Origin of the sequence: Scandinavium sp. (assembly GCF_032012665.1) — a bacterium.
In the GTDB taxonomy this organism is placed as follows: domain Bacteria; phylum Pseudomonadota; class Gammaproteobacteria; order Enterobacterales; family Enterobacteriaceae; genus Scandinavium.
The window spans coordinates 1-25,277 of record NZ_DALZVG010000020.1 but is presented as its reverse complement, the minus strand read 5'-3'; the positions used below and the strand labels follow the sequence as shown (position 1 = coordinate 25,277).

The 25,277-nt window shown below is 56.1% G+C and carries 18 protein-coding genes and 1 pseudogene; 14 read left to right on the top strand and 5 right to left on the bottom strand.

The annotated features are described in order from the left end of the window. Positions 1-106 precede the first annotated feature (106 nt). The 4 genes from RTU33_RS15550 to mutH all read right to left on the bottom strand — a co-directional run bounded on the left by RTU33_RS15550 (position 107) and on the right by mutH (position 3,099). Complete coding sequence (locus tag RTU33_RS15550; RefSeq protein WP_312628543.1) at positions 107-1,147, bottom strand: NADP(H)-dependent aldo-keto reductase; 1,041 nt, start codon at positions 1,145-1,147, stop codon at positions 107-109. Between the two features lie 137 nt (positions 1,148-1,284). Next, on the bottom strand, positions 1,285-1,503 hold the full coding sequence (locus RTU33_RS15545; RefSeq protein WP_312628541.1) for a YgdI/YgdR family lipoprotein: 219 nt from the start codon (positions 1,501-1,503) through the stop codon (positions 1,285-1,287). A 126-nt stretch (positions 1,504-1,629) separates the two neighbouring features. After that, the gene (locus tag RTU33_RS15540; RefSeq protein ID WP_312628538.1) at positions 1,630-2,343 is read right to left on the bottom strand and encodes a TerC family protein; all 714 of its coding nucleotides are present in this window, start codon (positions 2,341-2,343) and stop codon (positions 1,630-1,632) included. A gap of 69 nt (positions 2,344-2,412) precedes the next feature. After that, entirely contained in the window at positions 2,413-3,099 is a 687-nt protein-coding gene (mutH, locus tag RTU33_RS15535; protein ID WP_312628536.1) for a DNA mismatch repair endonuclease MutH, read from the bottom strand. A gap of 186 nt (positions 3,100-3,285) precedes the next feature. Between mutH and RTU33_RS15530 the strand changes: the two are divergent. From RTU33_RS15530 to recD, 13 genes and pseudogenes are all read left to right on the top strand, one after another. After that, positions 3,286-3,417, top strand: a pseudogene (locus RTU33_RS15530) (hypothetical protein); the annotation flags it as partial. A gap of 364 nt (positions 3,418-3,781) precedes the next feature. Further along, the gene (rppH, locus tag RTU33_RS15525; protein WP_312628534.1) at positions 3,782-4,315 is read left to right on the top strand and encodes an RNA pyrophosphohydrolase; all 534 of its coding nucleotides are present in this window, start codon (positions 3,782-3,784) and stop codon (positions 4,313-4,315) included. A 12-nt stretch (positions 4,316-4,327) separates the two neighbouring features. Then, the gene (ptsP, locus tag RTU33_RS15520) at positions 4,328-6,574 is read left to right on the top strand and encodes a phosphoenolpyruvate--protein phosphotransferase (RefSeq protein ID WP_312628533.1); all 2,247 of its coding nucleotides are present in this window, start codon (positions 4,328-4,330) and stop codon (positions 6,572-6,574) included. Between the two features lie 341 nt (positions 6,575-6,915). After that, complete coding sequence (gene lgt / locus RTU33_RS15515; RefSeq protein ID WP_312628531.1) at positions 6,916-7,791, top strand: prolipoprotein diacylglyceryl transferase; 876 nt, start codon at positions 6,916-6,918, stop codon at positions 7,789-7,791. A 6-nt stretch (positions 7,792-7,797) separates the two neighbouring features. After that, entirely contained in the window at positions 7,798-8,592 is a 795-nt protein-coding gene (thyA, locus tag RTU33_RS15510; RefSeq protein ID WP_312628529.1) for a thymidylate synthase, read from the top strand. A 162-nt stretch (positions 8,593-8,754) separates the two neighbouring features. Beyond that, positions 8,755-9,225, top strand: coding sequence for a prepilin peptidase-dependent protein (locus RTU33_RS15505; RefSeq protein WP_312628528.1), 471 nt, complete (start codon positions 8,755-8,757; stop codon positions 9,223-9,225). Then, positions 9,216-9,773 carry a prepilin peptidase-dependent protein gene (locus RTU33_RS15500; protein WP_312628527.1) on the top strand — a complete coding sequence of 186 codons (558 nt, stop codon included), beginning with the start codon at positions 9,216-9,218 and terminating at the stop codon, positions 9,771-9,773. The genes RTU33_RS15505 and RTU33_RS15500 overlap by 10 nt, the downstream gene beginning before the upstream one ends. Further along, a complete protein-coding gene (locus tag RTU33_RS15495; RefSeq protein ID WP_312628526.1) occupies positions 9,770-10,177 on the top strand; it encodes a DUF2509 family protein in 408 nt (135 codons plus the stop codon). Before RTU33_RS15500 ends, RTU33_RS15495 begins: the two co-directional genes overlap by 4 nt. Beyond that, positions 10,162-10,482: a prepilin-type N-terminal cleavage/methylation domain-containing protein gene (locus RTU33_RS15490; RefSeq protein ID WP_312628524.1), complete on the top strand. Its 321-nt coding sequence runs from the start codon at positions 10,162-10,164 to the stop codon at positions 10,480-10,482. The genes RTU33_RS15495 and RTU33_RS15490 overlap by 16 nt, the downstream gene beginning before the upstream one ends. A 29-nt stretch (positions 10,483-10,511) precedes the next feature. Beyond that, entirely contained in the window at positions 10,512-13,880 is a 3,369-nt protein-coding gene (recC, locus tag RTU33_RS15485) for an exodeoxyribonuclease V subunit gamma (RefSeq protein ID WP_312628523.1), read from the top strand. Between the two features lie 126 nt (positions 13,881-14,006). Beyond that, complete coding sequence (ptrA, locus tag RTU33_RS15480; RefSeq protein ID WP_312628522.1) at positions 14,007-16,895, top strand: pitrilysin; 2,889 nt, start codon at positions 14,007-14,009, stop codon at positions 16,893-16,895. Continuing rightward, positions 16,892-20,434, top strand: a complete 3,543-nt coding sequence (recB, locus tag RTU33_RS15475) for an exodeoxyribonuclease V subunit beta (RefSeq protein ID WP_312628521.1) — start codon at positions 16,892-16,894, stop codon at positions 20,432-20,434. Before ptrA ends, recB begins: the two co-directional genes overlap by 4 nt. Then, complete coding sequence (gene recD / locus RTU33_RS15470; protein WP_312628520.1) at positions 20,431-22,266, top strand: exodeoxyribonuclease V subunit alpha; 1,836 nt, start codon at positions 20,431-20,433, stop codon at positions 22,264-22,266. The genes recB and recD overlap by 4 nt, the downstream gene beginning before the upstream one ends. A 36-nt stretch (positions 22,267-22,302) precedes the next feature. Here the strand turns inward: recD and argA are convergent, their stop codons facing one another. Further along, the gene (gene argA, locus RTU33_RS15465; RefSeq protein WP_312628518.1) at positions 22,303-23,634 is read right to left on the bottom strand and encodes an amino-acid N-acetyltransferase; all 1,332 of its coding nucleotides are present in this window, start codon (positions 23,632-23,634) and stop codon (positions 22,303-22,305) included. 228 nt (positions 23,635-23,862) lie between these two features. On the opposite strand from argA, the gene amiC reads away from it, so the two are divergent. Further along, positions 23,863-25,116, top strand: a complete 1,254-nt coding sequence (amiC, locus tag RTU33_RS15460; RefSeq protein ID WP_312628517.1) for an N-acetylmuramoyl-L-alanine amidase AmiC — start codon at positions 23,863-23,865, stop codon at positions 25,114-25,116. Positions 25,117-25,277 lie beyond the last annotated feature (161 nt).

Genomic DNA, 25,277 nt, shown 5'->3' with positions numbered 1-25,277 from the left:
CCTCTCCCTGTGGGAGAGGGCACTCGTTCGCACTTCACGCCGATCATAAAGGCGCCGGGTAGCGTGTAGGCCGGATAAGCGTCAGCGCCATCCGGCATGTCCTTGATTAAGGTGCCGGGTAGGTATAAACCTGATGCACCGCTTCGATTTCTGCTAACACCTCTTCACTCAATTCCAGATGCAGGCTTTCCACATTGGTTTTCAGCTGCTCCATGGTGGTTGCTCCCAGCAACGTGCTGGCGACAAACGGCTGTCGGCGAACAAACGCCAGTGCCATCTGGGCCGGATCGAGGTTGTGGCGCTTCGCGATATCCACGTATGCCGCCACGGCCTTCTGCGACTGCTCGCTGCTGTAGCGCGTGAAGCGGCTAAACAGGGTATTCCGCGCCCCGGCTGGTTTCGCACCGTTAAGGTATTTACCGGTCAGGGTACCGAAGGCAAGGCAGGAATAGGCCAGCAGCTCGATGCCCTCATACTGGCTCACTTCGGCAAGGCCGACCTCATAGCTGCGGTTCAGCAGGCTGTAAGGGTTCTGAATAGTGACAATGCGCGGCAGATCGTGTTTATCCGCCAGGTGCAGATAACGCATCACGCCAAAGGCTGTTTCGTTCGACACGCCGATATAGCGAATTTTGCCTGCGCGCTGGAATTCGGTCAGCGCTTCCAGCGTTTCCAGCAGGGTGATCACCGGCTGGGATTCCGTCCACTGATAGCCGAGCTTGCCGAAGCAGTTGGTCGCGCGCTGCGGCCAGTGCACCTGGTAGAGGTCGAGATAATCGGTTTGCAGACGGGTCAGGCTGTTGTGCAGCGCATCGCGGATGTTTTTGCGATCGAGCGCCTGGTTCGGCCGAATGCCGGCATCGTTATTGCGCGACGGGCCGCTGACCTTCGAGGCCAGTACCAGCTTTTCACGGTTACCGTGCTTAGCCAGCCAGTTGCCGACGTAGGTTTCCGTTAAGCCCTGGGTTTCCGGACGGGGAGGGACAGGATACATTTCAGCGACGTCGATCAGGTTGATGCCCTGAGCCACGGCATAATCAAGCTGTGCATGGGCGTCGGCTTCGCTGTTTTGTTCACCAAACGTCATTGTGCCCAGCCCCAGGGTACTGATTTCAAGAGAGCTGTGGGGGATACGGTGATAGTGCATAGCCGCCTTCCTTCATACATTTATATCAACAGCGTCAGGCGCGACGGGCGACCCGACAAAGGAGTATAAACATGGCAGAAGCGGGGAAAAAGCGGAAGTAAAAAATCAAAAGGCCAGCATGGCTGACCTGTTTTCTTTTAGCGTTTAATAATTTGGGAGACGTCGTCACGGTTGATCTGCATTCTGTTTCCCTGCTGATCTTCGTAGCTGATCAAACCGGTATCATCATCAACTTCCGGCTTGCCGTCCGTGAGGATCATACGGCCATCTTTGGTTGCCATAACGTAATCGCTGCTGCAACCGGACACCGCGAAAGCCAAACCAACGGCGGAAATCAATACTGCCCATCTTGTCATCGTTATCACCCTTATATGACCGCAACTCCTATCATTCTAGTAATAACCCGCTGGGCAGTAAGTAAAAAGCAGTAAAATCTTAAAAAGATTGTGGGGCAGCCCTCAATTTGCGGTCTGCCCTTGAATTTAAAGCGGATTCTTTTTGTTTCGCAGCAAATTGAGGCTTTCCACGGCGATGGAGAAAAACATCGCGAAATAGATATAGCCTTTCGGGACATGAATCCCAAAACTTTCTAACATCAGGGTGAAGCCCACCAGAATCAGGAAGGCCAGCGCCAGCATTTTGACGGATGGATGTCGATCAACAAACTCGCCGATAGGCCTTGCGGCAAACATCATCACACCCACTGCGATCACGACGGCCGCCATCATGATAAACAGATGATCCGACAAGCCGACGGCGGTGATCACCGAATCGAGACTAAAGATAATATCCAGCAGCATGATCTGCACGATAGCGCCGAAGAAAGAGTGGACGTTGGTTTTAAGCCCTTCCTCTTCCCCTTCGATAGTTTCGTGGATCTCTTTACTCGCTTTCCAGATAAGGAACAGGCCGCCAAACAGCAGAATCAGGTCACGTGCGGAAAACGCGTGATCGAACAGGCTAAACAGCGGGTGAGTGAGCCTGATGACCCAGGCAATAGAGGCCAACAGCGCCAGACGCATCAGCATTGCGGCGAACAACCCTAAGCGACGGGCGTGATTCCGCTGTGCTGTCGGGAGTTTAGCCACCACCAGAGAGAGAAAAATAATATTATCGATACCCAGCACGATCTCGAGGATCGTCAGCGTGCCAAGCGCCATCCAGGCGTTGGGATCGGTTACCCATGCAAATAACATTGTAAGTCCTGCCAAAAACCAAAACCGCGATTATAAGCCTTAGCGCGGCGTTCCCCCAAACGAATCGTGTCAGAGTAAAAAATGGCGCGAGAGCAGGGCAGCGGTGAAGTTCTTTTTCAGATAAAAGCCGCGCGGAAGGGTCAGGATGGATTCACCTTGCGTGCCAACGGCTTCGGTAAGCGCTTTGCTGTTGGCGGCTTTAGGGCGAAGCTGCAACACTTCACCATGACGGGCGGTTATGCGCTCAACCTGGCCGAGCACGATCAAATCCATCAGCTCTTCCCAGTCCATCCTGAGTTGATTTTCCTCATCTTCGCTCGGGCTCCACAGCAGCGGAGAGCCAACATGGCGCTCGGCCAGCGGGATCTCGCGTTCGCCTTCCACCGGGATCCACAGCACTCTTTTGAGCTTATGCCGAACGTGGCTGGTTTCCCAGGTGACGCCACTGTTCCCTGTCAGCGGTGCGACGCAAACAAAGGTGGTTTCCAGCGGGCGACCAAGCCTGTCGATGGGGATGGTTTTCAGCTCCACGCCGAGCGCTGCAAAGTCCTGCTCCGGCTTACTGCCTGCGCTGGCGCCCAGCCAAATCTCCAGCAGCACGCCGATCCAGCCTTTGTCTCGTTTCAAATCTGGGGGAATGGGCAGATTTGCCATTGCCGCCAGCTCACCCAGCGTATAGCCCGCCAGCTGCTGCGCCTGGGTAAAAAGCTGGGCTTCAGACTGAGGAGAATGACGCAGCGGAGAGAGTGCAGACATAACAACACGCCTTTGGTTGAAAAATGAGCGGGGTTTATCCCCGTTGTGGAAAGAGTTTACTCCTTTCGGGATAACTAAGCCAATGTGATGATTTTATAGCTTTTTTTGTTTAAATGTGGCGAACATTTTTCGCGCTGAAAAAGCTTTCCCCATTCTGGTCACTGACAATGAACAGGATCTTACACCCTGTTATCCACAGAAAAATGGGATAACTGTGAAAAACCCCCACTACTGTTTCCATTTACAGGCTTGACGTGCGACGAAAATCCAATTTTCACACAAAATGTGTTTAAGTTAGTGGCACAATCTGTGGATAAAAACGACGTTGCTCGATCTTTCATCAGGGCAAGGATCTCCTGTGTGACGATCGTCACGTTGTGGTAGATATCATGAAAAAGAACTATTCTAAGGTTATGAATATCATCACCTTATTTATCTGGTGTCGAACATGCTTTTTAGGCGTGTTCAGGGTTTTCCCGTGGTAATTCCTGACTTCTTCACAACTCTATCCACAGAAAAAGTGAATAAAATGGGCTCGGGGAGCCGGTCTCTGTTTATAACTTTGATGATTACTGTGAGTTATTCAATTGTTATCCGGTGTTATCGCCGCAAGAGAGTGGTTTACCGTTTCCGGCGAGTGTGAAACAATCATTCACATTGAAAATTGTTTAGAGGTAGTCCGGTGATTGATGACGATGGCTACCGCCCAAATGTTGGAATTGTAATCTGCAATCGTCAGGGCCAGGTCATGTGGGCCAGACGCTACGGTCAGCACTCCTGGCAGTTCCCTCAGGGAGGGATCAACCCAGGCGAATCCGCTGAGCAGGCGATGTACCGGGAATTGTTTGAAGAGGTCGGGTTAAGCCGCAAAGATGTGCGGATCCTGGCGTCTACCCGAAACTGGTTGCGATACAAATTGCCAAAACGTTTGGTGCGTTGGGACACAAAGCCGGTTTGTATCGGCCAGAAACAGAAGTGGTTTCTTCTGCAGTTGATCGGTAACGATGCCGATATCAACATGCAAACCAGCAGTACACCGGAATTCGATGGCTGGCGCTGGGTAAGCTACTGGTACCCGGTGCGTCAGGTTGTGTCGTTTAAACGCGATGTCTACCGTCGGGTGATGAAGGAGTTTGCAGGGGTTGTGCTGGCGCTGACGGAAAATACGCCCAGGCCACAAAATACAGCCCCTGCTTATCGACGTAAAAGAGGTTAAGCCACGCACATTATGCTCACCCGGTTGCGAGAAATAGTCGAGAAAGTAGCAAGCGCCCCCCGCGTGAATGAGGCGCTTGATATTCTGGTCACCGACATCTGTCTGGCAATGGAAACCGAAGTCTGTTCGGTCTATCTGGCTGACCACGACAGACGCTGCTATTACCTGATGGCGACGCGCGGGCTAAAAAAGCCGCGCGGACGCACGATTACTCTCGCATTCGATGAAGGCATTGTTGGGCTTGTCGGGCGACTGGCCGAGCCCATTAACCTTGCGGATGCGCAAAAGCACCCGAGCTTTAAATACATTCCTTCCGTCAAAGAAGAAAAGTACCGCGCGTTTCTTGGCGTACCCATTATCCAGCGCCGCCAGCTTCTTGGCGTGCTGGTGGTACAGCAGCGCGAACTTCGCCAGTACGATGAAAGCGAAGAGTCTTTCCTTGTCACGCTTGCCACGCAAATGGCGGCGATTCTTTCTCAGTCTCAGCTGACGGCGCTGTTTGGGCAGTATCGCCAGACCCGCATCCGTGCGCTTCCCGCCTCTTCTGGCGTAGCGATCGCGCAGGGCTGGATGGATGCCACGTTGCCGCTAATGGAACAGGTCTACGAAGCCTCGACGCTGGACACAGCGCTTGAGCGCGAACGTTTAACCGGCGCGCTGGAGGAAGCGGCCGGGGAGTTCCGACGCTACAGCAAACGTTTTGCCGCCGGCGCACAGAAAGAAACTGCGGCGATTTTCGACCTCTATTCACACCTGTTATCCGACGCGCGATTGCGCAAAGAGCTGTTCGCTGAAGTGGACAAAGGCTCGGTGGCGGAATGGGCGGTCAAAACCATTATCGAAAAATTCGCCGCGCAGTTTGCCGCGCTGAGCGACGGCTACCTGAAAGAGCGAGCGGGCGATCTGCGCGCGTTGGGTCAGCGCCTGCTGTTCCATCTTGATGATACCGTGCAGGGCGCAAATGCCTGGCCGGAACGTTTTGTTCTGGTGGCGGACGAGCTCTCCGCGACGACGCTCGCCGAAGTCCCGCGGGACAGGCTAACGGGCGTGGTTGTGCGCGACGGTGCAGCCAACTCTCATGCGGCAATCATGGTGCGTGCGCTGGGCATCCCGACCGTGATGGGCGCAGATATCCAGCCTTCGGTGCTGCATGGCCGTATGCTGGTGGTGGACGGCTATCGCGGTGAGCTGTTGGTGGATCCAGAGCCGGTCTTGCTGCAGGAATACCAACGACTGGTCAGTGAAGAAAACGAACTAAGCCGTATCGCCGAGGACGACGTGGAACGCCCGGCGGAGCTGAAAAGCGGCGAGCGCGTTAAGGTTATGCTTAACGCAGGCCTGAGCCCGGAGCACGAAGAAAAACTCGGCAGTCGCATCGACGGCATTGGCCTCTACCGCACCGAAATACCGTTCATGCTGCAAAGTGGCTTCCCCTCTGAAGAGGAACAGGTCGCTCAGTATCAGGGCATGCTGCAGATGTTTAACGACAAGCCGGTGACGTTGCGTACGCTCGACGTCGGGGCGGATAAGCAGCTGCCGTATATGCCGATTAGCGAAGAAAACCCGTGCCTGGGCTGGCGTGGGATCCGCATCACGCTCGATCAGCCAGAGATCTTCCTGATCCAGGTTCGCGCCATGCTGCGTGCCAACGCGGCGACCGGCAACCTCAGCATACTGCTGCCGATGGTCACCAGCATTGATGAAGTGGATGAGGCGAAGCGCCTGATTGAACGTGCCGGGCGCGAAGTTGAAGAGATGATTGGCTACGAAATCCCGAAACCGCGTATTGGCGTGATGCTGGAAGTACCTTCGATGGTCTTTTTGATGCCGCATCTGTCGAGCCGCGTGGACTTCATTTCCGTCGGCACCAACGATCTGACTCAGTATCTGCTGGCGGTCGACAGAAACAACACGCGTGTGGCGAGCATCTACGACAGCCTCCACCCGGCGCTGTTGCGTGCGCTGGCCATGATTGCGCAGGATGCCGAACGTAACGGTCTTGATCTTCGGGTGTGCGGGGAGATGGCGGGGGATCCGATGTGCGTCACGATTCTGATTGGCCTTGGCTTCCGCCATCTGTCGATGAACGGTCGCTCCGTCGCTCGCGTGAAATATCTGCTGCGCAACATTGAACTTGAAGAAGCACAAAACCTGGCCCAGCGCAGCCTGGATGCTCAGCTCACCACGGAAGTGCGCCACCAGGTAGCGGCCTTTATGGAGCGTCGTGGCCTGGGGGGGCTGATTCGCGGTGGCCGATAACTAGATTTTCGGCGGGAGTGAAAACCGCGAACCAGCGAGCTGCCGTTTCGCTTTGCTCACTGATTTTTCGATCTGATGTCTTGACCCTAAATAATTCGAGTTGCAGGAAGGCGGCAAGGGAGTGAATCCTCAGGAGCTTACTTCAGTAAGTGACTGAGGTGAGGGAGTGCAGCCAACGCACCTGCAGCTTGAAGTATGACGGGTATACATATCTTTTACATCTTTCACCGCATCCCCTCCTTTAGCCTTGTGCTATCATTCGCACCTTTGGGGCAGCCGTCCGGCTGCACGTTTCACCCGCTGACCACTTTCGGCGGAATAACAAGCATTTGTGGTGACAGATGAATAGTGGTTATCTGCATTTCCCGGAATTCGATCCGGTGATTTTTTCCATTGGACCGGTCTCGCTTCACTGGTACGGCTTGATGTACCTGGTCGGTTTTATTTTTGCAATGTGGCTGGCGTCCCGAAGGGCAGGTAAGCCTGGTAGCGGCTGGACGAAAAACGAAGTTGAAAACCTGCTCTATGCAGGCTTCCTTGGTGTTTTCCTGGGTGGACGTATTGGCTACGTGCTGTTCTACAACATGCCAGTATTCCTGAGCGATCCGCTTTACTTGTTCCGCGTCTGGGACGGCGGCATGTCATTCCACGGCGGCCTGATTGGCGTTATCGTGGTGATGATTGTCTTCGCCAGACGTACCAAACGCACCTTCTTCCAGGTTTCCGACTTTATTGCTCCGCTGATCCCGTTCGGGCTCGGGGCAGGCCGTCTGGGTAACTTTATCAACGGTGAGCTGTGGGGCCGTGTCGATCCGTCCTTCCACTACACCATGCTGTTCCCGGGATCCCGCGTGGAAGACCTGGCGCTGCTGCCATCACACCCTGAGTGGCAATCTCTGTTCGATCAGTACGGCGTTCTGCCTCGTCACGCTTCGCAGCTTTATGAGCTGGTGCTGGAAGGCGTGGTGCTGTTCATCATCCTTAATCTGTTCATCCGCAAGCCGCGCCCTACGGGCTCCGTTTCTGGCCTGTTCCTGATTGGCTATGGCCTGTTCCGCATCATCGTCGAGTTCTTCCGCCAGCCGGATGCGCAGTTCACCGGCGAGTGGGTGCAGTACATCAGCATGGGGCAGATTCTCTCCATTCCGATGGTGCTGGCGGGCATTATCATGATGGTCTGGGCTTATCGTCGTCGCCCACAGCAACAAGTCTCCTGAGGAAGCATGAAACAGTATCTTGATCTGATGCAGAAGGTGCTCGATGAGGGCACTCAAAAAAATGACCGTACCGGCACGGGCACGCTGTCGATTTTCGGCCACCAGATGCGTTTTAACCTGCAGGAAGGCTTCCCGCTGGTCACCACCAAGCGCTGCCATTTGCGCTCTATCATTCATGAGCTGCTGTGGTTCCTGAAAGGGGATACTAACGTCGCTTATCTCCATGAAAATAACGTCTCCATTTGGGATGAGTGGGCCGACGAGCAGGGCAACCTCGGGCCGGTTTATGGCAAGCAGTGGCGCGCATGGCCGACGCCAGATGGTCGTCATATTGACCAGATCACTACGGTCATTAACCAGCTGAAAAATGACCCGGACTCGCGCCGTATCATCGTTTCTGCCTGGAACGTCGGTGAACTGGACAAAATGGCGCTGGCACCTTGCCACGCTTTCTTCCAGTTTTACGTGGCAGGCGGCAAACTTTCCTGCCAGCTGTATCAGCGCTCCTGCGATGTATTCCTGGGCTTACCGTTCAACATCGCGAGCTACGCGCTGTTAGTGCATATGGTTGCCCAGCAGTGCGATCTCGAGGTGGGTGATTTTGTCTGGACCGGCGGCGACACGCACCTTTACAGCAACCACATGGAGCAGACGCATCTGCAGCTGAGCCGTGAGCCTCGTGCGTTGCCGAAACTGGTGATTAAACGTAAACCTGCCTCTATCTTCGACTACCAGTTCGAGGACTTCGAGATTGAAGGTTACGATCCCCACCCGGGCATTAAAGCGCCCGTGGCGATTTAAATCACCTGAAATCAACCGGCCCACGTGGCCGGTTTTGTTTTTTTCGGCCTTCCTTCCTGATTATCTGCAACGTCCTGCAACGCGTTAAATTTCCCTGAAACGTGCCCGTAAAAATCAACATGCCCGGTCGCATTGCTGATGGTGTAAGGGCAGAGTGCGGGCATGAAACGAGAACAGGGATATACCCTCATTGAAATGCTGATCGCACTGTCGCTGATGATGATTCTCAGTGCCGGAGGGCTCTACGGCTGGCAAAACTGGCAGCGGCAGCAGCGGCTATGGCAAACCGCTTGCCAGGTAAGAGATTACCTGAGCATGTTGCGTAATGACGCCAACTGGTACAACCGGGATCGTTTACCACGTCGAGAAAGCGGAGCGTATGGCTGGTGTCTTAGTGCTGTGAACCCTGCACAGAGCGGCTGCGATGCGCAAAATCGCTTTGTGCTCAGGCCGCTCTGGCCGGAAGTGATGCTCAGTGATATCACGCCCGCATTGGGGTTTTATGGTCTGCGAAATACGGCATGGCCCGGGCACATCATTCTCAAAAGTGGGGCGGATAGCTGGACGCTGGTTGTGTCCAACTGGGGACGAGTTCGGCTATGCAAAGGGAGCAGCGATAAAGGATGTCAGTGAATCAGCGTGGTTTCTCACTGGTTGAGGTCTTGATCGCCATGGCCATCTCCAGCGCGGTGCTGTTAGCCAGTGCCCGATTTTTGCCCGCCCTGCAGAGGGCAGCTTTACGCCAGACTCAGCAGTTGGCGCTGGAGGAGGAGGTCTGGCAGCGTCTGTTTACCGTTGGTCGATATCTGCAGCGAGCAGGTTTCTGTCAGGGAGTATGCAAAGGCGAAGGACTCACTCTTGCGGACCGGTGCGTATTGATTCGCTGGGACAGCAATCTGAACGGCGTCTGGGAGGACTCGCCGCCAGCGAATGCGGATGTCACAGGGTTTCGGCTCAACGGAGGTGCGCTAGAAACGCTACGTGGGGCGACAAACTGCGCAGGAAAAGGGTGGGAAAGAATGACCGATACAGATTTTGTTATCGTCGATGCCTTCAGCGTGACAAGACATAACCAGAATGAATTTGCGCCTGAATTTGAACTGGTGCTCAACGCGCACCTGAGATCTCGTCCGGAAGTGAGCGTCAGCGCGGGCTACGGTGTGACAGGGCATAACCTGTGAGACAGCAAAAAGGGATGTCATCGCTGATGCTGGTATTGCTTATGCTGGTGCTTGGGAGCCTGACGTTACAGGGCATGAGTATGCAGCACCAGTCGCAGCTGAGGCAAACCACCCTTGAGCAGAGGGCTATGCAGGATACGGTAAACGCGGAATCGTTGCTTGAAGAGGGACGAATGTTCGCATGGAAGCCGGAGCCGGGCGATCGGTGTCGGGATGATACTGATTTTGCCGGGCGAGTGTGCCTGCGTATTTTTAGCGATGAGAGTGCCCTGCTTATCGCTAACAGCGGCGAACAATATCGCTGGCAAACCGGTCAGGTGCAAAAAGGCATTTTGCAGTTTGACCGCAGTGGCTGGAGCGATTTCTGCCCGCGCAAGGAGGTCCTGCAATGTCAGCTCCCCTGATGCGTCAGCAAGGGTTCAGCCTCCCCGAAGTTCTGCTGAGCGTGGTGCTGATGGTCATGGTAGTCACAGCCTTGTCCGGCTTGTATAGCCAGCTTGCCGCAGGCAGCGTGCAGCTCAGCCAATATCGGGCCCTCTGGCGTGAGGCAGGGCGACAAATACAGCTGAAATCAGTGGCTGTCCCGGAGGGCTGGACGCAAAACCGCGTACAGACAAGCCGCCAAAGATGTGTCAGCATCACGGCAACGATCACCACGCCATCAGGCAAAAAGGGGCGGCTAACCCGCCTCCATTGTCCGGGCAGTTAATGGTATAACCGCGAGCGTCAGGAGCAATTATGTTAAGGGTCTATCACTCCAACCGTCTGGATGTGCTGGAAGCATTGATGGAGTTCATTGTTGAGCACGACAGGCTTGGTGACCCTTTTGAACCTGAAATGGTGCTGGTGCAAAGTACGGGTATGGCGCAGTGGTTGCAGATGACGTTGTCGAAGCGTTTCGGGATTGCCGCCAACATTACCTTCCCGCTCCCGGCAAGTTTTATCTGGGATATGTTTGTTCGCGTGTTGCCGGACATCCCGGAACAAAGTGCTTTCAATAAACAGAGCATGAGCTGGAAGCTGATGACGTTGCTGCCAGAGATGCTTGAACAGGACGCCTTTGCTCCGCTGCGCCACTATCTGGCGGATGACAGCGATAAGCGTAAGCTGTTCCAGCTTGCCTCTCGTATTGCCGATCTGTACGACCAGTATCTGGTTTACCGTCCGGAATGGCTCACCCGTTGGGAAGCCGATGAGCGCGTTGAAGGTATAGACGATGCCCAACTGTGGCAGGCTCCGTTGTGGAAAGCGCTGGTGGAGCACACTCAGGCGCTGGGTCAGCCGCTGTGGCACCGTGCCAATTTGTATCAGCGCTTTATCTCCGCTCTGGAAGGGAGCGAACATGCACCTGAAGGTTTGCCTTCGCGCGTGTTTATCTGCGGCATCTCGGCCCTGCCCCCGGTTTATTTACAGGCGCTGCAGGCGTTGGGTAAGCATGTGGATGTCTATGTGCTGTTCACCAACCCGTGTCGTTACTACTGGGGTGACATTAAAGATCCGGCATTCCTGGCCAAACTATTAGCACGACAGCGCCGACATCACCGCGAACAGCGAGAGCTGCCGCTATTTCGGGACAGCCAACAGGCTCCGACCCTGTTTAACACCGAAGGCGAGCAGGATATAGGCAATCCGATGCTGGCCTCCTGGGGCAAGCTGGGGCGCGACTATATCTATTTGCTGGCGGGGCTTGAGCGCTATCAGGAGCTCGATGCTTTCGTTGATATTGAGCCCGACAATCTGCTGCACAACCTGCAATATGACATTCTTGAGCTGCAAAACAGCGCGGTAGCCGGACGTACTGCCGATGAGTTTGCCCATAGCAACAGCAAGCGGACGCTGGATCCTGACGATCGCAGCCTGAGAATTCACGTCTGCCACAGCCCGCAGCGCGAAGTGGAAGTTTTGCACGATCGTTTGCTGGCAATGCTGGAGGACGATCCCAGTCTTTCTCCTCGCGATATCATCGTGATGGTGTCGGATATCGACAGCTACAGTCCGTTTATTCAGGCCGTGTTCGGCAGCGCCAGCGGCGAGCGTTATGTACCCTGGGCCATTTCAGATCGCCGGGCAAGACAGTCTCATCCCGCCCTGCAGGCGTTTATCACGCTACTTTCACTGCCAGACAGCCGCTTTGTCAGCGAAGATGTGCTGGCCTTGCTGGATGTTCCTGTACTGGCGGCGCGCTTCAATATTGACGAAGAAGGGCTGCGCTATCTGCGACAGTGGGTGAATGAGTCAGGCGTGCGCTGGGGAATGGACGATGACAACGTCCGCGAATGGGATTTGCCGCCGACAGGCCAGCACACCTGGCGTTTTGGCCTCACGCGAATGCTCTTGGGCTATGCGATGGAAAGCAGCGAGGGTGAATGGCAATCCATCCTGCCGTATGACGAATCCAGCGGGCTTATCGCCGAGCTGGTGGGCTACCTGGCTTCGCTGCTGATGATGCTCAATCAGTGGCGGCATCGGCTTTCCGAAGAGCGTCCGCTGACTGAGTGGCTGCCCGTTTGCCGCGAAATGCTTAACGATTTCTTCCTGCCGGATACCGATACGGAAGCTGCACTGGCGCTGATTGAGCAGCAGTGGCAGGGCATTATCGATCAGGGCCTGGAATCGCACTTCTCAGCTCCAGTACCGCTGTCGCTGCTGCGCGATGAGCTGGCTCAGCGCCTGGATCAGGAGCGCATCAGTCAGCGTTTCCTGGCCGGGCCGGTCAACATTTGTACTCTCATGCCGATGCGTTCTATTCCTTTCAAAGTCGTTTGTCTGCTTGGCATGAACGATGGCATTTACCCGCGAGCGCTTGCGCCGTTAGGGTTTGATCTGATGAGCCAGAAGCCGCTGCGCGGCGACCGTAGCCGCCGCGATGATGACCGCTATCTGTTCCTGGAAGCGCTGATGTCGGCGGAGCAAAAACTTTATATCAGCTATATTGGTCGCTCCATTCAGGACAACAGCGAGCGTTATCCTTCCGTTCTGGTGCAGGAACTGGTGGATTACATTGGTCAGAGCCATTGCCTGAAGGGCGAGGAAGCGCTCAACTGCGATGAAAGCGAGCGTCACGTTAAGCAGCACATCACGCATCAGCACAGCCGGATGCCGTTTGATGCGGCCAATTTCCTGCCCGGAGAAGGGCAAAGCTATGCCCGGGAATGGCTGAAAGCGGCGAGCCTGGAGGGCGAGGCCCACAGTGATTTTATCCAGCCGCTGCCGCCACAGGTTCTGGAAACGCTCCCCTTTGAGCAGCTGCAACGCTTCTGGTCACACCCCGTCAGGGCATTTTTCCAGATGCGTTTACAGGTGAATTTCCGAACTGAAGAGAGCGACATTCCTGAAACCGAGCCGTTTACGCTTGATGGATTAACCCGCTACCAGCTCAATCAGCAACTGGTGAATACGCTGGTCGAAGATCGCGATGCTGGCCTGATGTACCGGCGTTTTCGCGCCGGGGGAGAGCTGCCGTACGGGGCGTTTGGCGATATTGCCTGGGACGACCAGCGAGGCGAGATGCAGGCGCTGGCCGACAGGGTGAACGCCTGCCGCCAGCCTGCAAAAAGTCTGGAAATTGATTTGCAGTGTGACGGGGTCAATATAACTGGCTGGCTCACACAGGTACAGTCGGACGGGCTGCTGCGCTGGCGTCCGTCAATGCAGAAGGTCTCTCAGGGAATGCAACTTTGGCTTGAGCATCTGGTCTATTGTGCCAGCGGTGGAAAAGGAGAAAGCCGTTTGCTGCTGCGTAAAGAAGGGGAGTGGCGTTTCCCGCCGCTTGCCGAACAGGAAGCGATGGCGTACCTGGCGGATCTGGTCGCAGGCTATCGGGAAGGCATGTCACAGCCGCTGTTGCTGCTACCTGAAAGTGGGGGGGCGTGGCTCAAGGCTTGTTATGACCGCGAAAATAATGTCATTTTATGGGATGACGAAACGCAGCAAAAAGCCCGTAGCAAATTTATGCAGGCCTGGGAAGGGAACCAGGTCATACGGGGTGAAGGGGATGACGTCTGGTATCAGCGACTTTGGCGCACCCTTGAGCCCGAAAGCGTTGAGGCGATCCTCAGGCAGGCAGAACGTTATCTGCAGCCCGTTTTTCGCTTCCATCAGTCATAAGGATTGTTTAAAAATTGCGCAGATATCCGGATTCCATTATCATGCGCGACGTATCACGGACTGATGTTCATAAGTGAGGCTGCCATACAGAGCAGCACAGAAGTTTGTTAATGATGAGGTCCGTGAATGCCCCGCAGCACCTGGTTGAATGTTGTATTTATCGTATTGTTCGCCCTCTGGGCGCCCATAAGCCAGGCCGATGAAGGCTGGCAACCGGTAAAAGAAACCATCCGTAAAAGTGAGAAAGATCCGCGTCAGTATCAGGCGATCAAGCTTGATAACGGCATGGTCGTGCTGCTGGTGTCCGATCCGCAGGCGGTAAAATCGCTCTCTGCGCTGGTGGTGCCCGTCGGCTCACTTGAGGATCCTGATTCTCATCCGGGTCTCGCGCATTTTCTCGAGCATATGACGCTGATGGGGTCTAAAAAGTACCCGCAGCCGGACAGCCTCGCCGAATACCTCAAAATGCACGGCGGTAGCCACAACGCCAGTACCGCCCCGTACCGCACGGCTTTCTACCTTGAAGTGGAAAACGACGCGCTGGAAGGCGCTGTCGATCGCCTGGCCGATGCGATTGCTGAGCCGCTGCTCGATAAAAAGTACGCTGACCGCGAACGAAACGCCGTAAACTCCGAACTGACCATGGCCCGTAGTCGTGATGGGATGCGCATGGCTCAGGTCAGCGCCGAAACCATTAACCCGGCGCACCCTGGCGCTCGCTTCTCCGGCGGTAACCTCGAAACGCTGAGCGACAAACCGGGCAGCCCGGTGCTGGACGCGCTACTCGCATTCCGTGACAAGTATTATTCAGCCAACCTGATGAAGGCGGTTATCTACAGCAACAAGCCCCTGCCGGAGCTGGCTAAAATGGCCGCAAAAACCTGGGGTCGCGTGCCTGATAAAAATATCACTCGCCCTGAAATCACCGTGCCGGTTGTGACTGACGCGCAGAAAGGCATCATCATTCACTACACGCCTGCTGTGCCTCGCAAAGTGCTGCGCGTGGAATTTCGTATTGATAACAACACCGCCCAGTTCCGCAGCAAAACCGATGAACTGGTGACGTACCTGATTGGCAACCGTAGCCCGGGAACCTTGTCTGACTGGCTGCAAAATCAGGGGCTGGCCGAGGGGATTCGCGCCGACTCTGACCCGATAGTGAACGGTAACAGCGGCGTACTGGCAATTTCTGCCACCCTGACCGATAAAGGGCTGGCGAACCGCGACCAGGTTGTAGCTGCGATTTTCAGCTACCTCAATTTGCTGCGCGAAAAGGGCGTGGATAAACGCTATTTCGATGAGCTGGCGCACGTGCTGGATCTCGATTTCCGCTACCCGTCCATCAACCGGGATATGGATTACGTCGAATGGCTGGCGGACACCATGATTCGCGTGCCGGTGGAACACACGCTCGATGCGGTGAATATTGCCGATCGGTACGATGAGAAAGCGATTAACGATCGGCTGGCAATGATGACCCCGCAAAATGCGCGTATCTGGTACATCAGCCCGAACGAGCCGCATAACAAAACGGCCTATTTCGTGGATGCGCCTTATCAGGTGGATAAAATCAGCCCGCAGACCTTCAGCCAGTGGCAGCAGGAATCGGCCAAAATTGCCCTGCAGCTGCCAACGCTGAACCCGTACATTCCGGATGATTTCTCCCTGATTAAGCCTGAAAAAGTCAGCGACAAGCCGCAGCTTATCGTCGATGAGCCACAGCTGCGCGTTGTGTACACGCCGAGCCGTTACTTTGCCAGCGAGCCTAAGGCTGACGTAACGTTAGTACTGCGCAACCCTCACGCGATGGACAGCGCACGCAATCAGGTCATTTTCGCGCTGAATGATTATCTGGCAGGGATAGCGCTTGACCAGTTAAGCAATCAGGCCGCTGTAGGCGGTATCAGCTTCTCCACCGGGGCCAACAATGGTCTGATGGTCAACGCCAGCGGCTATACCCAACGTTTGCCGCAGCTCTTTGACGCACTGCTCCAGGGCTATTTCAGCTATCAGCCAACCGAAGAGCAGCTCGCGCAGGCGAAATCCTGGTATGCGCAAATGCTGGATTCCGCCGAGAAGGGCAAAGCGTTCGATCAGGCTATCATGCCGATTCAGATGCTGTCTCAGGTGCCTTATTTCCAGCGTGAAGTGCGCCGTGACCTGTTGCCGTCGATCACCCTGAAAGACGTGCTGGCCTGGCGTGATGAGCTGAAAGCCGGTGCGCGTCCGGAATTCCTGGTGGTGGGTAATATGACGGCCGAAAATTCTGTGGCTCTGGCGCGAAAAGTTCAGAATCAGCTTCATGCGCACGGCAGCGAGTGGTGCCGCAATAAAGACGTGGTGGTGGATAAAAATCAGAATGCCATCTTCGAAAAAGCAGGAAACACCAGCGACTCCGCGCTTGCTGCGGTATTCGCCCCGGCCAAAGCCGATGAATTCAGTAGCTCCGCCGCCAGCGCCATGCTTGGTCAAATTATCCAGCCGTGGTTCTACAATCAGCTGCGCACCGAAGAGCAACTGGGCTATGCGGTATTTGCCTTCCCGATGAACATTGGCCGCCAGTGGGGCGTCGGTTTCCTGTTGCAGAGCAGCGACAAGCAGCCGGATTTCCTCTGGCAGCGCTTTAAGGCATTCTTCCCGACGGCTGAGGCCAAATTGCGGGCCATGAAGCCCGAAGAGTTCGCGCAAATACAGCAGTCGGTGATTGCGCAGATGCAGCAGCCGCCGCAAACGCTGGGTGATGAAGCCTCGAAGCTCAGCAAAGATTTCGATCGCGGTAATATGCGCTTTGATTCACGTGATAAAGTAGTGGCTCAGATAAAACTGCTGACGCCGCAAAAGCTTGCTGACTTCTTCCATCAGACGGTGGTGGAGCCGCAGGGCATGACCGTCCTTTCTCAGGTCTCCGGCAGCCAGAACGGGAAAACAACCTATGTTCACCCGAAAGGCTGGAAGGTCTGGGAAAGCGTCAGCGCGTTGCAGCAATCCATGCCGCTGATGAGAGAGAACGAATGACCGAGACCGCCGAGTCCTTAAATCCCCTGCGCTTGCCGTTAACGGGTGAGCGCCTGATTGAAGCCTCAGCGGGCACCGGAAAAACCTACACTATCGCCGCACTCTATTTGCGGTTGCTGCTTGGACTGGGCGGCGAAGCCGCCTTTGTCCGTCCTGTCGACGTTGAAGAACTGCTGGTGGTGACCTTCACAGAAGCGGCCACCGAAGAGCTGCGCGGCCGTATCCGCAGCAATATTCACGAACTGCGCATCGCCTGCCTGCGTAACCGCACCGATAATCCGCTTTATGCCAGCCTGCTGGAAGAGATCCCGAACAAAGAACAGGCTGCGGAAGTGCTTTTGCTCGCCGAACGCCAGATGGATGAAGCTGCCGTCTTTACCATCCACGGCTTTTGCCAGCGTATGCTGAGCCTCAATGCCTTTGAATCGGGCATGCTGTTCGAACAACAGCTGATCGAAGACGAGTCCCGGCTGCGCTTTCAGGCCTGTGCGGATTTCTGGCGGCGTCACTGTTACCCGCTGCCGCGTGAGGTGGCCGAGGCTATCCACGCCAGCTGGATGGGTCCTCAGGAACTGCTGAAATCCATCGATCGCTACCTTCAGGGCGAAGCTCCGCAGCTTAAATCGCCGCCGTCAAACGAGACGCTGATCGCCCGGCATCAGCAAATTGTGGCACAAATCGCGGACATAAAAGCCCAGTGGCTTGCGGCCGCAGGCGAGCTGCCGGAGATCATCGAAAACTCCGGCATTCAGCGAAACAAATACAACCGGGCCAATCAGGGGCGCTGGCTGGATGCCGTAACCGACTGGGCACGGGAAGAACAGGCCGGATATCAGCTTGCGGAGCATCTGGGTAAATTTTCTCAGACTTTTTTAATCTCCCGGACCAAAGAGGGGGGCGAGCCGCCGCGGCATGCGCTTTTTGAGACGATCGATGCGATCCTGGCCGCACCGCCGTCGCTGAACGATCTTGTGATTTCAAGGGCGATGACTGAAATCCGTGAGGCGGTCGCCCGGGAGAAACTGCGACGCGGGGAGATGGGCTTTGACGATATGCTCTGTCGCCTGGACCAGGCGTTGCAGAGTGAAAGCGGCGAGGCGTTAGCCGCAGCGATCCGCCAGCGTTTCCCGGTGGCGATGATTGATGAATTTCAGGACACCGATCCGCAGCAGTACCGCATTTTCCGCCGCATCTGGCGACAGCAGCCGGATACCGCGCTGCTGCTGATTGGCGATCCGAAACAGGCTATTTACGCCTTCCGCGGTGCAGATATTTTTACCTATATGCGCGCCCGCAGCGATGTGACTGCGCACTACACGCTTGATACTAACTGGCGCTCCGCACCTGGCGTGGTGGAAAGCGTCAATCAGCTGTTCAGCACTGCTGATAACCCCTTCATGTTCCGTGATATCCCTTTTCTGCCTGTAAAGTCTGCCCCCAAAAATCAGACGTTACGCTTTGAGCTCAAAGGTGAGAGCCAGCCCGCGATGCGCTTCTGGCTGATGCCGGGCAATAGCGTGGGGGCTGGAGATTATCAGGCTTTTATGGCGCAGCTCTGCGCGGGTCAAATTCGCGACTGGCTGAGCGCCGGGCAGCGTGGCGATGCTCTGCTCTGGCGAGGTGAACAGGCTCGTCCGGTTCAGGCTTCGGATATCACCGTACTGGTGCGTAACCGCCAGGAAGCTGCGCTGGTGCGCGATGCGCTGAATGTACTTGGCATTCCGTCCGTCTATCTCTCTAACCGCGACAGCGTGTTTGAAACGCCTGAAGCGCAGGAGCTGCTGTGGCTGCTGCAGGCGGTGCTTGCGCCGGAGCGGGAAAGCAGCCTGCGTAGCGCGCTGGCCAGTTCACTTTTCGGCCTGAATGCGCAGGATATTGAACGGCTCAACCTGGATGAGCTGGCGTGGGATGCGCTGGTGGAAGAGTTCAGCCAGTATCGCCAACTCTGGCAGCAGCGCGGCGTGATGGCGATGCTGCGGGCGCTGATGGCAGCCCGCAATATCGCGGAAAACCTGCTGGCGACCCACGGCGGCGAGCGGCGTCTGACGGATATCCTGCACCTCAGCGAGCTGCTCCAGGAAGCCGCCGGGCAGCTTGAAAGTGAGCACGCACTAATGCGCTGGCTGGCACAGCAGATTGGCGATCCAAACAGCGGCGCCTCCGGGCAACAAATGCGTCTGGAAAGCGACAAGCACCTTGTGCAAATCGTCACGGTGCATAAATCAAAAGGGCTGGAATACTCGCTGGTCTGGCTACCGTTTATTGCCCGCTATCGTAAGCAGGATCAGGCGTTCTATCACGATCGCAGCTCCTTTGCCGCGGTGCTTGATTTGCACAACGGCGAGGAGAGCCTGGAGCTTGCCGAGGCAGAACGCCTGGCCGAAGACTTGCGTTTGCTCTACGTGGCGTTGACCCGTGCAATCTGGCATTGCAGCCTGGGTATTGCTCCGCTCAGCCCGCGTCGGAGTGATAAAGCGACCGACACCGAACTGCATCACAGTGCCCTGGGGCGCCTGGTGCAAAAAGGTGAGGCCAAAGACGCCGCCGGGCTTGAGGCCTGCCTGCGCGAACTCTGTAATGAACATGTAGATTTGCAGATCGCCGTACTGCCAGAGGGTGGCCGCTGGCAGGCTCTCACGCCTGAAATGCCGGAACTGCGCGCCCGGGAAATGCAGCGTCGCATCAATGACGACTGGCGAGTGACCAGCTATTCCGGTCTCCAGCAGCGCGGTCATAGCGTGGCGCAGGATTTGCTGCCGCGTCTGGATATTGACGCGGCGGGCGTGGCGGAGGCCATCGAAGACGCCGAATTAACGCCTCATCATTTCCCCCGTGGTGCATCGCCAGGTACCTTCCTGCACAGCCTGTTCGAAGAGATCGACTTCACTCAGCCCGTGTCTGAAATGTGGATGCAGGAACAGCTTGAACGTAACGGCTTCGAGGCAAAATGGGCTCCCGTTTTAACCCAGTGGCTGGGCGTTGTGCTGCAAACGCCGCTGTCAGGTGCCGGGATCTCGCTGAGTCAGCTGACGGCCAGGGACAAACAGGTTGAGATGGAGTTTTATCTGCCGATAGAGCAACTGCTGGTACCGCAGAAGCTGGATACGCTGATTCGTCAGTATGATGCGTTATCCGCCGGTTGTCCGCCGCTTGATTTCCGCCAGGTCAGCGGAATGCTGAAAGGTTTTATCGACCTCGTGTTCCGCCACGATGGGCGCTACTACCTGCTGGACTATAAATCGAACTGGCTGGGGGAGAACAGCGAAGCCTACACCCAGGCGGCGATGGCGCAGGCGATGCAGTCGCACCGCTATGATTTGCAGTACCAGCTTTACAGCCTTGCGCTCCACCGCTATTTGCGCCACCGGCTGCGGGATTATGACTATGATGCACACTTTGGCGGCGTGATTTATCTGTTTTTACGCGGCGTGGATGGGGGAGAAAGCGGGCAGGGCATTTATGCCACGAGGCCCGATAAAGCCCTAATCGATGGTATGGACAAGCTGTTCGCGGGCGATGCACAGGAGGTGAAAGGATGAACATGAAGACCCTGCTGATGGAAGCCGCTCAACAAAAGCTGCTGCGCCCGTTAGATGTTCAGTTTGCCCTGATGGTTGCAGAGCACGATAACCCCGCCGTCCTGCTGGCGGCAGCGTTACTTAGTCGGGATGCGGGAGAAGGACACGTTTGCCTGCCGCTGTCTCACTTTCAGCCCGATGAGCAGGCCCCGGACCGGGCGCAGGCGCTCTGGCAACAGCTGTTTGCGTTGGCAGGTCCGGTGGACAATATTGAATCGCTGCTACGGGTGTCCCCTGCCGTCAGCGATGGCACAGAAGCGACGCCGCTGGTGCTGAGCGAAGGGCGGCTCTACCTTAATCGCCTGTGGCAGAACGAGTCTGCCATTGCCCGATTCTTTAGCCAGACCGGGCCTCTGGTATCGGCAGATGAAGCGCTGCTGACGACAACGCTAAGTGCCCTTTTCCCGCCTTCAGGTAAAACCGACTGGCAGAAGGTGGCTGCAGCTGTTGCGTTAACCAGACGAATCTCTGTGATTTCTGGCGGTCCGGGCACCGGGAAAACGACCACGGTTGCGAAACTGCTGGTGGCGCTGATCCAGACCAATACCCAGCCTAAATGTCGTATCCGGCTGGCGGCTCCGACGGGCAAAGCGGCAGCACGCCTGACAGAATCGTTAGGTACTGCCCTGCGAGAGCTGCCGTTAACCGACGAACAGAAGAAATGGCTGCCGGCGGAGGCAGGAACGCTTCACCGTCTGCTGGGTGCCCAGCCGGGCAGTCAGCGCCTGCGCTACCACGCGGGCAACCCGCTGCATCTCGACGTACTGGTCGTGGATGAAGCCTCAATGATCGACCTGCCGATGATGGCGCGGTTGATTGCGGCGCTGCCTGAACACGCCAGGGTGATTTTCCTGGGCGATCGCGATCAGCTGGCCTCGGTTGAAGCCGGCGCGGTGCTCGGCGATATCTGTGCCTGGGTTAACGCCGGATATACGCCAGCAAGGGCGCAGGAACTAAGCCGAATCACCGGCTTCCCGGTTCCAGCAGGCGAGGGTACGCAGGCAGGTGCGCTGCGCGACAGCCTGTGCCTGCTGCAAAAAAGCTACCGCTTTGGCAGCGATTCCGGCATAGGTCAGCTGGCAAAAGCGGTGAATGCAGGCGATCCGCAGGCGATGAACGCCGTCTTTGCCGAGGGCTTTTCCGACATCGAACTCAAATCGCTGAAAACCACCGCAGAGTATGACGATATGCTCAACGCTGCGGTGGCGGGTTACGCAGATTATCTGGCGCTGTTGAAGGCTCGCGCTGAGCCGGCAGACGTTCTCGGCGCATTTTCGCAATATCAGCTGCTTTGTGCGCTGCGTGAAGGGCCGTATGGCGTCAGTGGCGTGAATGAACAGCTGGAGCAAACGCTCGCCCGCCAGAGGCGTATTACGCCTTCACGGCATTCCCGCTGGTACGAAGGGCGACCGGTGATGATCGCCCGCAACGACAGCACGCTCGGGTTGTTTAATGGGGATATCGGCGTGGCGTTAGATCGCGGCACAGGGCTGCGCGTCTGGTTCCCGATGCCGGATGGCAGCATCAAATCCGTGCAGCCGAGCCGCCTGCCGGAGCACGACACCGCCTGGGCGATGACGGTGCATAAATCACAGGGCTCGGAATTCAACCACGCGGCGCTGATTTTGCCTTCGCAAAGCGTGCCGCTGGTGACGCGGGAGCTTGTCTATACCGCGATTACGCGTGCTAAAAAGCAGCTGTCGCTGTATGCGGATAAGAAACTGCTGGCGAAAGCGATTACGGTAAGGACCGAGCGGCGAAGCGGGCTGGCGGCGTTATTTGCCAGAATGTAGGCCGGGCAAACCCATTGCCGCCCGGCAGCTCATTCGTCAGGTTAAATCCGCCATCAGCACCTTCGAACGGCGCTGATAGTTGTACATCTCTTTTTTACTCTCCGGCAGCAAATCCACTTCGACAGGCGTGAATCCGCGCTCCTGGAACCAGTGAATGCTGCGGGTGGTCAGGACAAACAGCTTACTGAGCCCCATCTGCCGGGCCTGAGCGGCAACGCGCTCCAGCAGCACTTCACCGCGCGACGAGCTGCGATAGTCGGGATGGACCGCCACGCAGGCCATCTCGCCGATGCGTTCTTCCGGAAAAGGATAGAGTGCGGCGCAGGCGATGGTGGTGTTATCGCGCTGAATAACCGTGAACTTGTCGATTTCCATTTCGAGCTGCTCGCGCGAACGACGCACCAGAATGCCCTGTTGCTCCAGGGGCTCGATAAGCTCGAGGATCCCGCCGATGTCGTTGATGGTGGCGCGACGAATTTGCTCGGCGCTTTCCATCACAATCTGTGTACCGATGCCGTCGCGGGAGAAGAGCTCCTGCAGCAGCGCACCGTTTTCCTGGTAGCTGATGAGGTGACAACGACGAACGCCGCTGCGGCAGGCCTTCACCGCGCCGCGCAGGAACCGTACCGTACCGGAGTAATAGTCGCCTTCCGTTTCCAGAGCTTCAACACGCGCCTGCGCTTCGTTCGGGAACAGTTCAGAGATTATCTCGCCTTCGGTATTCAGTACGCCCTGCGAGGAGCAAAAGCCGATCATTTTTTCCGCTTTCAGCTTGATGGCGAGCTGCGTGGCAATCTCTTCCGAGGTCAGGTTGAAGCTTTCCCCGGTCACGGAGACGGCCACCGGGCCCATCAGCACGATGGCGCCGCTGTCTAGCTGGCGATGAATGGCTTCTTCGTCAATGCGGCGAATACGCCCGCTGTGACAGTAATCAATGCCGTCATCGACGCCCAGCGGCTGCGCGATAATGAAGTTACCGCTGACGACGTTGATGTGCGCACCCTGCAACGGCGTGTTGTTGAGGCTCATTGACAAACGGGCGGTGATGTCGAGCTGCAGCATCCCGGCGGCCTGCTTCACCAGGTCGAGGGTTTTGGCGTCAGTCACTCGGGTATTTTTGTGGTACAGCGGCTCGTGATGATGCTGTGCCAGATTGGCGTCAATCTGCGGGCGGGCACCATACACCAGTACCAGGCGAATGCCCAGACTGTGTAGTAAGCCTATATCATTGACAATGCTTGAGAAATTTTCATGCTCAATGGCTTCACCACCAAGCATGATGACAAACGTCTTGCCGCGGTGGGCGTTAATGTAGGGAACAGAATGACGAAATCCCTCAACCAGTTCGGTTTTACGTTCCTTCACCACAGTACAACCTCTATGCATGATTATTCGTAATTATTGTATTTTTATTCTGTTTTTCTTCCGGGCGCAAGCAGCAATTTCAACCAATGGCTTGATAAAGCATGCGAGAAATCGGATTTAAACAGGATTGTTTACCCTTTTATAGATGACAGTTTATGCGCCTTTGGTTAAAGTTTTCGGTCAAACCAGCCGTTTACTTTGCTAAATCGATTTTTTTTGCCTGGGAGAAGCATGTCGGGAAGTCAGTCAGGAATAACGCGTCGCGGCCTGTTAAAAGGGGCCGGGGCAATGTGGTTACTCAGCGTAAGCCAGGTGGGGCTTGCCGCTGAAAGCCGGGTGGTCGCCGTACGAGTCTGGCCTTCGTCGACGTATACGCGCGTGACGCTGGAATCCAGCCACGAGCTGAAATACAAACAGTTTGCGTTGAGCAATCCTGAGCGGCTGGTGGTCGATCTCCAGGGGGTGAACCTCAATTCCGTGCTTAAGGGCATGGGCGGTCAGATTCGTAGTGACGATCCTTACATCAAGTCCGCCCGCGTCGGGCAGTTTGACCCGCAGACGGTGCGGATGGTCTTCGAGCTCAAGCAAAACGTCCGGCCGCAGCTGTTTGCGCTGGCGCCGGTAGCAGGCTTTAAAGAACGCCTGGTGATGGATCTTTACCCGTCGACCGCGACGGAAGTGCAGGATCCGCTGCTGGCGCTGCTTGAGGATTACAACAAAGGTGACCTGGATAAACAGGTTCCTCCGGCCCAGAGTGGTCCACAGCCGGGCAAAGCCGGGCGCGACAGGCCGATTGTCATTATGCTTGACCCGGGCCACGGCGGTGAAGACTCCGGCGCGGTGGGAAAATACAAGACGCGTGAGAAAGACGTGGTGCTGCAAATCGCCCGCCGCCTGAAGGCGCTCATCGACAAAGAGGCCAATATGAAGGCCTACATGACGCGCAATGAAGACATCTTTATTCCGTTGAAAGTACGCGTTGTAAAGGCGCAGAAACAGCGTGCTGACCTGTTCGTTTCCATTCATGCAGATGCCTTCACCAGCCGTCAGCCAAGCGGTTCTTCGGTGTTTGCGCTCTCGACCAAAGGTGCGACCAGCACTGCAGCAAAATATCTGGCGCAGACTCAGAACGCCTCCGATCTGATCGGCGGCGTCAGCAAGAGCGGTGACAGATACGTCGATCACACCATGTTCGATATGGTGCAGTCGTTGACGATTAACGACAGCCTGAAATTCGGTAAGGCGGTGCTGGGCAAGCTCGGTAAGATCAACGATCTGCACAAAAACCGGGTTGAACAGGCCGGATTTGCGGTACTGAAAGCGCCGGATATCCCGTCTATTCTGGTGGAAACCGCGTTTATCAGTAACGTGGAAGAAGAACGAAAACTGAAAACGGCAACCTTCCAGCAGGAAGTCGCAGAGTCGATTCTGGCGGGAATTAAGGCCTACTTCGCCGATGGGGCAACCCTCGCGCGCCTCAGTTGAAACGGCAGGAAACAAAGGAATGGCGCTGAAAAGCGTCATTTTTTTGGCTGGATTACAGATTTCAGATACAAAAAAACACCCGTTAAGGTGCTTAGTGTTTTATGAAGTGGTTGCGGGAGCCGGATTTGAACCGACGACCTTCGGGTTATGAGCCCGACGAG